The organism is Nocardia sp. NPDC003963 (assembly GCF_053605105.1).
On the sequence record NZ_JBSGIP010000003.1, the window covers coordinates 121,869 to 134,003 of the forward strand.

The 12,135-nt window shown below is 68.7% G+C and carries 11 protein-coding genes; all 11 read right to left on the reverse strand.

The window, feature by feature from the left end:
* Positions 1-15 precede the first annotated feature (15 nt).
* The 11 genes from ACWEWT_RS11245 to ACWEWT_RS11295 are packed head-to-tail and all read right to left on the reverse strand — an operon-like array spanning position 16 to position 12,007.
* A complete protein-coding gene (locus ACWEWT_RS11245; RefSeq protein ID WP_452558202.1) occupies positions 16-222 on the reverse strand; it encodes an acyl-CoA carboxylase subunit epsilon in 207 nt (68 codons plus the stop codon).
* Positions 219-1,790 (reverse strand): acyl-CoA carboxylase subunit beta, encoded by a 1,572-nt coding sequence (locus tag ACWEWT_RS11250; RefSeq protein ID WP_452558203.1) that lies wholly within the window; start codon positions 1,788-1,790, stop codon positions 219-221. The genes ACWEWT_RS11245 and ACWEWT_RS11250 overlap by 4 nt, the downstream gene beginning before the upstream one ends.
* A gap of 48 nt (positions 1,791-1,838) precedes the next feature.
* Positions 1,839-3,812: an SDR family oxidoreductase gene (locus ACWEWT_RS11255; RefSeq protein ID WP_452558204.1), complete on the reverse strand. Its 1,974-nt coding sequence runs from the start codon at positions 3,810-3,812 to the stop codon at positions 1,839-1,841.
* A complete protein-coding gene (locus ACWEWT_RS11260) occupies positions 3,793-4,773 on the reverse strand; it encodes an aromatase/cyclase (RefSeq protein WP_452558205.1) in 981 nt (326 codons plus the stop codon). Before ACWEWT_RS11260 ends, ACWEWT_RS11255 begins: the two co-directional genes overlap by 20 nt.
* A gap of 24 nt (positions 4,774-4,797) precedes the next feature.
* Positions 4,798-5,583 (reverse strand): 3-oxoacyl-ACP reductase FabG, encoded by a 786-nt coding sequence (gene fabG / locus ACWEWT_RS11265; protein WP_452558206.1) that lies wholly within the window; start codon positions 5,581-5,583, stop codon positions 4,798-4,800.
* Positions 5,584-5,613: 30 nt separating this feature from the next.
* On the reverse strand, positions 5,614-5,880 hold the full coding sequence (locus ACWEWT_RS11270) for an acyl carrier protein (protein WP_452558207.1): 267 nt from the start codon (positions 5,878-5,880) through the stop codon (positions 5,614-5,616).
* Entirely contained in the window at positions 5,877-7,115 is a 1,239-nt protein-coding gene (locus tag ACWEWT_RS11275) for a ketosynthase chain-length factor (RefSeq protein ID WP_452558208.1), read from the reverse strand. Before ACWEWT_RS11275 ends, ACWEWT_RS11270 begins: the two co-directional genes overlap by 4 nt.
* Positions 7,112-8,389 carry a beta-ketoacyl-[acyl-carrier-protein] synthase family protein gene (locus ACWEWT_RS11280; RefSeq protein WP_452558209.1) on the reverse strand — a complete coding sequence of 426 codons (1,278 nt, stop codon included), beginning with the start codon at positions 8,387-8,389 and terminating at the stop codon, positions 7,112-7,114. Before ACWEWT_RS11280 ends, ACWEWT_RS11275 begins: the two co-directional genes overlap by 4 nt.
* The gene (locus tag ACWEWT_RS11285; protein WP_452558210.1) at positions 8,386-8,712 is read right to left on the reverse strand and encodes a TcmI family type II polyketide cyclase; all 327 of its coding nucleotides are present in this window, start codon (positions 8,710-8,712) and stop codon (positions 8,386-8,388) included. The genes ACWEWT_RS11280 and ACWEWT_RS11285 overlap by 4 nt, the downstream gene beginning before the upstream one ends.
* Positions 8,697-10,190 (reverse strand): FAD-dependent monooxygenase, encoded by a 1,494-nt coding sequence (locus tag ACWEWT_RS11290; RefSeq protein ID WP_452558211.1) that lies wholly within the window; start codon positions 10,188-10,190, stop codon positions 8,697-8,699. The genes ACWEWT_RS11285 and ACWEWT_RS11290 overlap by 16 nt, the downstream gene beginning before the upstream one ends.
* A gap of 56 nt (positions 10,191-10,246) precedes the next feature.
* On the reverse strand, positions 10,247-12,007 hold the full coding sequence (locus ACWEWT_RS11295) for an acetyl/propionyl/methylcrotonyl-CoA carboxylase subunit alpha (RefSeq protein ID WP_452558212.1): 1,761 nt from the start codon (positions 12,005-12,007) through the stop codon (positions 10,247-10,249).
* Between the last annotated feature and the right edge of the window lie 128 nt (positions 12,008-12,135).

The following is a 12,135-nucleotide window of genomic DNA, read 5'->3' on the forward strand; positions in this document are numbered from 1 at the left end:
GGATGGCTCCGTTCGTCAGCGGGTGGTGCTGGACCACGCGCGGGGGTCGGTGAACGCGGGGCGGCGTTCGAGGCGCCGCCAGCGGGCTCCGGTCCGGGCGCGCGCGGGTGGCCGGGCGAGGTGACGACGGGCGTGCAGCAGCGTCGCGAGGGCGGCGATCTCTTCCGGATCGGCACTGCCTTTCTCGACACGGAGAAAGGGACCGGCTGTAACGGCGCTCATTGCGGCGGGTTCCCGTGCTTACGCCGTGGCAGATCGGTGTCCTTGTCCGCCAGCATCGCGAAGGCGCGGATGAGCACGCTGCGCGTATCGCGCGGGTCGATCACATCGTCGATGAGCCCGCGCTCGGCCGCGTAGTAGGGGTGCACGAGTTCGCGGCGATATTCGTCGATCTTGAGATCTCGGGTGGCCGCGGGGTCGCCGGCCGCGGCGATCTCGCGCCGGAACACCACATCGGCGGCTGCCTCGGCGCCCATCACCGCGATCTCGTTGGTCGGCCAGGCCAGCGCGAGGTCGGCGCCGATCGACAGCGAATCCATCACGATGTACGCGCCACCATAGGACTTGCGCAGGATCAGCGAGATACGCGGCACGGTCGCGTTGCAGTAGGCGTAGAGCAGTTTCGCACCACGCCGGATGATGCCGGAGTGTTCCTGGTCGACCCCCGGCAGGAAACCCGGCACATCGACCAGGGTCAGCAGTGGAATATTGAAGGCGTCGCAGAACTGGACGAAACGCGCTCCTTTCTCGCTGGCATCGATATCGAGAACCCCGGCCAGGCTCAGCGGCTGGCTGGCCACCACACCGACCACTTTCCCGTCGAGCCGGGCCAGCGCGCACACCAGGTTCGTCGCCCAGGTGGCCTGCACCTCCAGATACTCGCCGTCGTCGACGATTTCGGCCAGTACGTCACGGATGTCGTACGGACGGTTACCATCCAGCGGCACCAGATCGGTCAGCGTGGTCGTCTGCCGATCGGGCCGGTCGGTGCCGAACGCGACAGGGGGCAACTCCCTGTTGTTGGCCGGCAACATCGACAGCAGCACCCGGACATCGGACAGGCAGGACGCCTCGTCGTCGTAGCGGAAATGCGCCACACCCGATACCGACGCGTGCACATCCGCGCCGCCGAGTTCGTTGTGCGTCACCTCCTCACCGGTCACCGTGCGCACCACATCGGGGCCGGTGATGAACATCTGTGAGATATCGCGCACGACGAAGACGAAGTCGGTCAGTGCCGGCGAATACGCCGCACCGCCCGCGCACGGTCCGAGCATGACGCTGATCTGCGGGATCACCCCGGATGCCCGAGTATTGCGGCGGAAGATACCGCCGTACCCGGCCAGCGCCGAAACGCCCTCCTGGATACGCGCTCCCGCGCCGTCGTTGAGCGAGACCAGGGGCGCGCCCACGCCGATGGCCATATCCATGATCTTGTGGATCTTCTGCGCATGCGCCTCACCGAGCGCACCACCGAAGATCCGGAAATCGCCGGCGTAGACGAAGACCGTGCGCCCGTACACGGTGCCCCATCCGGTGACCACACCGTCGGTATAGGGGCGGCGTGCCTCCAGTCCGAATCCGGTGGCGCGGTGTCTGCGCAGCGGCTCCACCTCCACGAAGGAGCCGGGATCGAGCAACTGGTCGATCCGTTCGCGGGCGGTCAGTTTGCCCTTGGCATGCTGTCGTTCGGTGCCCGCCGGGTCGGGGCCGAGCCGGACAGTACGTTTGATCGCGTCCAGCTCGTCGAGCCGCGCGGTGTAGCCGGTGGGTTGATGAACTGTTGTCATCGGATCTCTCCTGTGTCGGCGGCCCGCCGTCGCCGGCCGGCCGGATTGTCAGCCGAGTAGCGTTCCACCGGTGGCGTCGATGAACGCACCGGTGATCCAGCGCGCCTCGCCCGTGGCGAGGAAGGCGACCACATCGGCGACGTCCACCGCCTCACCCACCCGTTTGAAGGCCGAGAGTTGCGCCATCTGCTCCACCGCTTCCGGGATGCCGAACACGGCACTGCCGTTGTCGGTGATACCGGGTGCGACGCTGTTGACGGTGATGCCGCGCGGTGCCAGGTGCCGGGCGAAATGCAGGGTGAGCTGCTCCACCGCCCCCTTGGTCATCGAGTACGCCACCTGTTCGGGATTGGCGAAACGCGTCAGCCCGGAGGAGATATTGATGATGCGCCCGCCCTCGGGCAGCAGCGTCAGTGCGCGCTGCACTATGAAGAAGGGGGCCTTGGCGTTGACCGCGAACAGCCGGTCGAATTCCTCGGGCGTCACATCCTCGGGGGCCGTACCCGCCGCGGTCTGCGCGCCCGCGTTGTTGACCAGGATGTCCAGTGTCGTATCCCCGGTCCGTTCCTTGAGGCCCTGCTCCAGCCCGAAGAAGAGTTCGTGCACTCCACCGGGGCCGTTCAGCTCGGCACGAACGGAAAAGGCGCGGCCGCCGTCGTTCTCGATGAGTTCCACCGTTTCCCGAGCGGCCTGCTGATTACCTCCGTAGTGCACCGCGATCAGCGCCCCCTTGGCGGCGAGCTGCCGGGCGATCGCGCGGCCGATACCGCGGCTGGATCCGGTGACCAGTGCGGTTTTGTTCGTCAGATCCATGGGTCTCTCCCTCTTCGGATGTAGCTGCGGGGCCGGGTGATCGGGACCCGGCAGGCCGCTGATCATGCGGGCGAGATGCGCGCGGACGACGTCCAGGCGCAACAACTCGGCGAACAACTGCCGGACGGGCTCCACTTCGGGCCCGCCCAGCAGCAGCAGTGTCTGGGCGCGGATATTGCTCAGGGTGCGGGCACCGGCCGGGTGCCTGGCGTGGTGATAGGCGTCGAGTTCCGTCGCCTCGGCGGCCCCGGCGAGACCGGCGATCAACCTGCCGGACAGGTCGGCCGCGTCCTGCAGACCGAGGTTGAGGGCCTGACCGCCCACCGGCATCTGCCGGTGCGCCGCATCGCCCGCGAGCAGTACGCGGCCCCGCCGGTAGCGGGTGACCTGCCGGCTCGTATCGTCGAACACGTTGCGCCACAATGGTTGTCCACCGTCGATCGACTCCCCCGTCACCTGCTTCCAGGCTGCGGCGATCTCGGCGAACCCCGGTTCGCCCGCCACCTCGCGGGGCGTACTTCCGTAGACGTGCACCATCACCCGGGAACTCCCGTCGGGCCGGCGTGCGGACACCGCCAACCCGTGCGGGAAACGCTCGAAGCGGCGCGCCGGGATATCTATTCCGGCCACATCGGCCCGCAGCATCTCCCGGCTCGCCGCTGCGCCCGGGAATACGAATCCCGCGAGTTCGCGCACTGTGCTGCGTTCACCGTCGCAGCCGACCAGATAGGCCGCGCGATATCGGTGGCGCGTACCCGTCCCGGTGACGGTCTCGGCCCACACCCCGGTATCGTCCGAGTCCAGGTCCGTGAGCCGGTGCCCGCGCCGGAGCAGGGCACCGGCCCCCGCCGCCCGCTTTTGCAGGACCGCTTCCAGCTCGGTCTGTGGACACTTCCACTGGCCGGCGAACCGGTGACCGGGGTCGGCCGCGGTCAAGTCGAGGCGGAGGCCACCGAAATGTCCCGGACCGCCGGTCGGCAGAGCACCGAGCCGGTCCAGAACACCCCGTTCGGCCAGCACCTCCATGGTGCGGGTGTGCAGGGTCGAGGCCCGCGATTCGGTGGTGGGTTCGACGAGCTGTTCCAGCACTGTCACCCGCACCCCGGCGGCGGCCAGATCGCCGGCGAGCAGCAGCCCGACCGGACCCGCTCCGGTGATCAGGACATCGGTATCGCCCGGGACGACGAGATCACCGTCGTGCTTCGGCATAGTTTTTGGCGTGGGTGAGCGTGGCACGGCTGTTACCGCCCAGGGCTGCACGCAGATATGTGCGTGCCTCCGGAACCCCGGCATCGGGCCCGAGGATCTCGGTGATCCGCTCGGCCCTGATGATCACGGTGTGCTGTGCGGATGCGGTCGTGACACCCGCGGCGTTCTCACGGAACTCCCAACAGCCCGTGTGCAGTGCCATCAACGCGGGCAGGGTGGTCTGCTTGTAGACGATCCGGTGCTGGGGAAAACAGACACGTACCGACTCGGTGGTATGGCTGGAACCGTCCCGGGTACGCGTATCCATGCGCAGTATCTGCATACCGGGTGCTGTTTCGGTGAGTTCGACGGCCGCCACGTGCGGCAACCGCTCGGTCCACAGATCGGCCTCGTTCACGAAGTCGTAGACATCGCCCGCCGCGCCCGCGATTTCGACCGAGTCGACGAACGACAGGGTGAGGTCGCCGGCGCCGACCGCCGATTCCACCGCGGCCTTGAGGCCGGGGAGTTCGGCGCGACTGTTCTCGTCGACGGCCTTCTCGATCCAGGCCAGCCCGACGGGGTCGTCGTCGACGGCCCGGAAGGAGTGCAACAGCCGCAGTTCGGTCCGGTCGCCGTGTCGTTCGATGATCCAGGTTCCGTTCATCTGCGCGACCGGTGGGGCGGACACCTCCTGCCAGAAAGTGATCCGGAGTTCCGCCGGGTCCAGGATGCGGCGCGAAATCCAGTTCTTCGGCTCACCGTTGGCGGTGGCCCAGATCTGGATACGCTCCTCGTTGCCCTCGTTGCCCTCGTTGCCCTCGTTGCCCTCGTTGCCCTCGTGTTCGAGTCGGGTCACGTACACCGACGGCGGGAAGAGCCGGGGCCAGCTCTCCACATCGGCCAGCAGGCGGTACACCTCACCGGGCGGTGCCGCGATCGTGACGGTGTGCTCGACCTCGCGAACGGTTTGTGTGGTCATCTCGTCTCCCAGTGCTCATCGATGTCAGAAGTTGCCCAGACCCCCGCAGACATTGAGTGCCTGCGCGGTGATGGAGGCGGCCAGATCGGAGGCCAGGTAGCCGACCAGTCCGGCCACCTCCTCGGGTGTCGAGTACCGGCCCAGCGGGATCTTGGTCTGGAACTTCGTCAGGATCGCGTCCTCGGTGGTGTCGTAGGCCGCGGCGTAGCCGGCTCGGACCCGTTGCGCCATAGGTGTTTCCACATACCCGGGACATACCGCGTTGACCGTGATCCCGGTGGGTGCCAGCTCATTGCCGAGCGCTTTGGTGAAACCCACGACGCCGTGTTTCGAGGCCGAGTAGGGCGCGCCCAGCACCACTCCCTGTTTGCCCGCCGTGGAGGCGATATTGATGATGCGGCCCTGTTTCCGGTCCTGCATACCGCCGGCGGTGAGCACCTCCCGGGTCACCAGGAAGACACTGTTCAGGTTGGTGGCGATCACATCGGCCCACAGCTCGTCGGTCAGTTCGGCAGTGACCCCGCCACCCGACCGCCCGGCATTGTTGACCAGTACACCGATCGGACCGTATCGGTCCCTCGCGGCCCGCACCAGAGCCGAGATATCCTCGGGCACCCGGATATCGGCGGTCACCCCATCGGCATCGAAACCCTCTTCACGCAGTCGCGCGACGGTATCGGCGACGGCCTCCTTGCCGCGGGCGCACAGGAAGATCCGATACCCCTGGCCCGCGAGTTGCCGGGCCGAGGCCAGGCCGATTCCGCTGGTGGCGCCGGTGATCAGGGCCACCCTGTTCTCGTCTGCAGACATCTGTTTCTCCTCGTCCGGTTGCGTGGGCGGTCAACTGGGCTGCGGCGTCTCGAGCAGCTGCTCGTTGACCAGCGCCACCAGCTCGGCGGGGGTGGTCACCGCGATGACCGCGTCGTCGTCGAGCGTGACGCCGAACTCACGGCGGATCCGCCCGGTGGTTTCGAGCAGGGCCAGCGACTCGTAACCGAGCTCTTCGAATCCGAGCTCGGCGAAATCGCCGTCCAGTCCCGGGCTGTCACCGCATCCTGCCCGCAGGATGCGGCGCAGATCGTCGAGGGTGAATTGTGGTGTGGTCACGGGTTTTCCTTTCCTCGGGGACGAGAGGGTTCGGGGCCGCGCACGACCATGGCCGAGTTGAATCCGCCCGCACCGCGGGCGAGGACGAGCGCGGTGTGCACCGGAGCCCGCCGGGGCTCGGTGACGAGATCGAGCCGGTAGGCCGTGGCGAGGGTGGTGCCGACGGTCGGCGGGATCACGCCGTCGCGTATCGACAGGAACGCGGCAGCCAGGTCGAGTGGGGCCGCGCCGGAGTACAGCCGCCCCGTCATCGTTTTCGGGGCGGTGACCGGAACTCCGTCCGGCCCGAATATCGCGATCAGGGCCTGCGCCTCCACCGCATCGAGGGCGGCGCTGCCGGCGGCATCGGCGAAGACGATATCGATATCGGCCGGTTCGGCCGACGCGTCCCGCAGGGCGAGTTCGATCGCGCGGCGCAGACCCGGCGGGCCGCCGCCGGGACGCGGGTCCACCGTGGACGCGTGCCCGGCGATCACACCGTAGATCCGCGGCGCGTTGCGTCGCGCGGCATGCTCGGCGTTCTCCAGCACCAGCAGCGCGCCGCCCTCACCGGGGACGTAACCGCTGGCGGCGGAGTCGAACGGCAGATAGGCCCGATCCGGGTCGTCGACGGTGCTGAGACCGCCGCCGGCCAGTTGCGCCACCCAGCCCCACGGGCATATCGAGGCATCGACGCCGCCGGCCATCACCAGCGCGGTACCGCGCCGGATCTGCCTGCGCGCCTGCGCGACCGCGTCCAGGCCACCGGCCTGATCGCTGACCACCACACTGCTCGGCCCACGCAACCCGTTCCGGATGGAGATCTGCCCGCTGTTCACCGCGTAGAACCAGGCGAAGGACTGATAGGCGCTGACATACTCGCCGCCCCTGCTCCACAGTGCGCGTAATTCGTTCTGGCCGAATTCGAATCCACCGGAGCTACTGGCGGTGATCACTCCCGCCGCGTAGTCGGGCAGTTCGGCCGGTGTCACCCCGGCGTCGGCGAAGGACCGGTCGGCGGTGACCAGGGCGAGACGCGTCATCCGGTCGGTCTGCGGGAGCAGTCTGCCCGGCAGATGGTCCTCGGCGGCGAATCCGGTGATCTCCCCGGCCAGACGCGATGGATACGAGCTGGGATCGAAGCGGGTGATCGGGCGGATTCCGCGCCGGCCCGCCAACGTAGCGCTCCAGTACTGCTCGACGCCGAGCCCCGTCGGCGCGGCCACCCCGAGCCCGGTCACCACGGTCGCGGTCACCGGTGGCTCCGGAACGGATCGGCCAGTACCACCGCACTCTGGAATCCGCCGAAGCCGCTACCGACCGAGAGCACTACGTCGATCTCGTGGTCGCGAGCGGTCAGCGGCACATAGTCCAGATCGCATTCGGGGTCGGGGTGGTGCAGGTTCGCGGTCGGGGGCACCACATTGTTGTCCAGTGCCAGCACCGAGGCCGCGATTTCGATCGAGCCGATCGCACCGAGCGAATGCCCGACCATCGACTTGATCGAACTCACCGGGGTGCGATAGGCGTGGTCACCGAGGCTGCGTTTGAACGCGGCTGTCTCGTGCCGGTCGTTCTGTTTGGTTCCGGAGCCGTGCGCGTTGATGTAGTCGATCTCGGTACCGTCGATACGCGCCTGATCCAGAGCGACCCGGATCGCTTCGGCCATCTCCTTGCCGTCCGGACGCAGACCGGTCATGTGGAAGGCGTTACTGCGCGTCGCGTGTCCGGCCACCTCGGCGTAGATGCGCGCCCCGCGGCGGCGGGCGGCGGCGAGCTCCTCGAGTACGAATACTGCGGCACCCTCCCCCAGGACGAATCCGTTACGGCTGGCGTCGAATGGACGCGAGGCGTGTTCCGGATCGTCGTTGCGGGGAGTCGTCGCCTTGATGGCGTCGAAACAGGCCACCGTGATGGGACTTATCGGCGCGTCGGTGGCACCCGCCACCATTACGTCGGCTCCGCCCTCGCGCAGTACCTCCGCCGCGTAGCCCACGGCGTCCAGCCCGGAGGTGCATCCGGTCGAGACCACCGTGGACGGCCCCTGTGCGCCCACCGCCCACGCCACCTCGACCGCGAACGAACTCGGGACGAAGTAGTTGTAGAGGTGCGGTACGGCGTAGGTGTGGTCGACCAGGTCCAGCCGGCCACCGTCGCTCACCGTGCGGTATTCCTGGTCCAGTCCCATCGTCGCGCCCACCGCGCTGCCGATGGTGACGCCCGTCCGATACGGATCCAGGGCGTGGAATTCGAGCCCGCTGTCGGCCACGGCCTCCCGGGCGCTGACCACCGCGAGTTGCGCGGCACGATCCATCCGCCGGATCTCCTGCGGGCCGAGCCCGTGCGATTCCGGATCGAAGTCGATCTCCGCGGCCACCTGTGAGCGGAACGGACCGGGATCGAACAGCGAGATACGTCCGGTCGCGGTACGACCACCGGAGATCAGGTCCCAGAAACTCTTGGTGCCCACACCGCCGGGCGCGCAGACACCGACCCCGGTGATCACGACGCGGCGCTCGCCGGCCCTCATCGCGCGTCCCAGTCGTAGAAACGCCGCGCCATCGCATCGGCCGGGGAACGCCAGGTCTGCGGATCATAGGCGCCGATGAACGGCGTGAGATCCTGGCTGATCCGCACGAACCGCGAATCGGTCCTGGCGTCCTCGATCCGCTCCCCGCCGTCGTCGGTATCGAAATCCTGCAGATGGAAGTAGAGGCCGTGGTAGTGGAACAACTGGCGCCGGCGGGTACCCATTCGACGGGGCATCTCGGTGCCGTCGAATTCCCGGAACAGGCCGGCGACGTCGGCCGCGGACGCGGGGTCCATGCGGGCCACGATCAGTGTGCTGAACATTGATTTCCCCTTCTCTCGGGTGCTCGTCGAGCCGGCCCGAACCAGCGGTCCAGGGCGGTCGGCAGGTCGTGCTGGGTACCCGGTGCCGCCCAGGCGATATGGCCGTCGGGACGGACCAGCAGCGCCGCGGTGCGGGCGCGCGGATCGATGGCTTCGGTCGCGGTCGCCGTCACGACATCGACGCGGTCGGCCCAGGGCCGGGCCCGCCGCCGCAGCACCGGGTTGTCGGCGAGGTCGAGCAGGACTCCCCGGCCCGCCCGCAACAGGGTCGCGGTATCGGTGACGCGGTCGCCGCGGGTGAGTGCGCGACGCGGGAGCCGCGCACCGAGCAACGGATGGGTACCGGCACCGACGTCGTAGCGAATATCCAGACCGGTGACCCGTCCGGCGAGGTGGCGTTCCACGTCCGGGTAGGCGGTGAGTTCGCGCAGGATCTCGCGCAGCGGCGCGACCTCCGCACCGCCGAGGATGAAGAGACTCTGCGCCCGCGTGTTGGCCAGCAATCGCTGCCCTACCTGGTGCCGTTCGGTGTGATAGGTGTCGAGCAACCCGACCGGCGCGGTGCCGCGTACCACCGCCGCCAGTTTCCAGCCGAGGTTCACCGCGTCCTGGACACCGGCGTTCATACCCTGCCCGCCCGCCGGCAGATGCACGTGCGCGGCGTCACCTGCGAGCAGCACCCGGCCACGCCGGTATTCGGTGACCAAGCGCGCCGCGTCGCCGAAGGCACTGACCCAGACCGGTTCCGCGTGCGAGATGTCCTCATCGGTCAGCCGTTTCCACACATCGGCGACCTCCGCGAACGACGGCGGGCCGCTGCGCCGCCGGGGCGGTGCGCCGCGTTCACCGACGATGATCCGGTACTCACCACCGGGCAGCCGGGCACTCATCGCCATTCCGCCCGGTACCTGCTGTCCGGGTGGCAGCGGTGCTATCTCCACCCCGCGCAGGTCCGCCAGCAGCAATTCGGTGGTGGCCGCGGTGCCCGGGAAGTCGAATCCGGCACTTTTGCGGACGACGCTGCGCCCGCCGTCGCAGCCCACCAGGTACCGAGCGCGCAGGGAGCCGCGCCCCGCGATATGCACCGTGACGCCCGTATCGTCGCTGTCGAGTCCGGTGACCTCGTGGTCGCGCCGGATATCGGCGCCCAGTTCCACGGCCCAGTTCTCCAGCACCGCCTCCGTCGTGGCCTGGGGCACGGTGCGTGCGGCTTCCACCGGTGCGTCCAGTACGGAGAGATCGAGCGGTATACCACCGAAATGCCCCGCGGAGCCCGTCTCCAGGGCACCGAATCGGGTGAGCAGCCCGCGCTGGTCGAATACCTCGGTGGTGCGCAATGTCAGACCGATGCCGCGGGACTCACCGGTACGGGCCGGCAGGCGATCCAGGACGATCACGTCCACACCCGCCAGTCTCAGTTCCCCGGCCAATGTCAGGCCGGTCGGGCCGGCGCCGGCCACGATGACCGCTGTATCCATACTTACCTCCTGGATTCCGTTCGTGCCGTGCCGGTCGGGCTCGAGCGCAGACCCGCTCATGCCGCGTGGCTTCCGGAATCGTCGAGCCGGCACAGGGTGGCGCCGGAGCCCACCGTCGCGCCGACGGTCGCCGACAGATCGCAGACGACACCTGCGCGATGCGCGGTCAGTGGCTGTTCCATCTTCATCGCCTCGAGCACGACGATCAGATCGCCCTCGGCCACCCGCTGGCCCTCGGCCACCGCGATTTTCACGACGGTCCCCTGCATGGGCGCGACGAGTGCGTCGACGGCGGCCGGGCCCGGCCCGCTGCCCCGGCCGAATCGACCGATCCGCGGCGGCGCGGCGCCGACCACCGCGTGCCCGGGTTGCGCGGGCAGTGACACCTCGAGCCGCCGTCCGCCGATTTCCACCACCACGGTCTCCCGTTCGACTTCCGCGGCAGGACTTTCCGCCGCGTAGTCCTGCGGGGCGATCCGGTTGTCGAACTCCGTCTCGATCCACCGCGTGTGCACGGTGAACGGCTCGGTGGTGAACGCCTGCTCATCGGTCACGGCCCGATGGAACGGCAGGGTCGTCGGCACACCGTGCACGGTGAACTCCGCCAGCGCACGCCGGGCGCGTGCCAGCGCCGCGCCGCGGTCGGCTCCGGTCACGATCAGTTTGGCCAGCAGTGAATCCCACGCGGGACCCACCACCGTGCCCGTTTCGACGCCGCAATCGAGGCGGATGCCGGGGCCCGAGGGCGCGATCAGCCCGGTCACGGTGCCAGGGGCGGGCAGGAAGCCGCGCCCGGGGTCTTCGGCGTTGATCCGGAACTCGAACGCGTGCCCGCGCGAGGGCGGGTCGTCATAACCGAGGCGCTCCCCACGAGCGATCCGGAACATCTCCCGCACCAGGTCGATACCGGTGACCTCTTCGCTCACCGGATGTTCGACCTGCAGGCGGGTGTTCACCTCGAGAAAGGACAGTGAGCCGTCGCGCCCGACCAGGAACTCGCAGGTACCGGCACCGATATAGCCGGCCCGCGCGAGGATCGCCTTCGACGCCCGGTAGAGCTCGGCGCGCTGCGCATCGCCGAGGAACGGTGCGGGTGCCTCTTCGACCAGCTTCTGGTGCCGTCGCTGCAGCGAGCAGTCCCTGGTCGATACGACGACCACCTGCCCGAAACCATCTGCCAGGCACTGCGTTTCCACATGCCGTGGCTGGTCCAGGTACCGCTCGACGAAGCAGTCACCGCGGCCGAAGGCGGCTACCGCCTCGCGCACCGCCGCGCCGAACAGCTCGGGAATCTCCGCGCGAACCCGAGCGACCCGCAGGCCGCGCCCACCGCCACCGTGGACGGCTTTGATCGCGACCGGCAATCCGTAGCGGTCGGCGAACGCCACCGCCTCCGCCGCGTCGGCCACCGGTTCCGGCGTGCCCGCGACCAGCGGTGCGCCGACCTCGAGGGCGATCCGCCGAGCCGACACCTTGTCTCCCAACTCGCGTATCGCCGCGGGTGGCGGACCGATCCAGACCAGTCCGGCATCGACCACCGCCTGCGCGAAATCCGCGTCCTCGGAAAGAAACCCGTAGCCCGGGTGTACCGCGTCGGCCCCGGCGGCCGCGGCGGCACGCAACAACGCGGCGGCGACGAGATAGCTGGTGGCGGGGGTGTCGCCGCCGAGCGCATACGCTTCGTCGGCCAGGCGAACATGCGGTGCGTCCCGATCGGGATCGGCGTAGACGGCTACGCTGACCAGCCCCTCGTCACGACAGGCGCGCACGATCCGGACCGCGATCTCGCCCCGATTGGCTATGAGTACCTTGTGCATCACTGGCGTCCCGTCGTCACAGATAGGCGGTATCGATGGCCGCGCGCCGGTGACACGGCCACCAGATCGTCCGGGAAACGCGGACTTCATCGACCCGCGGGAACCGGGGGCACAAAGGTGGTGCCTTT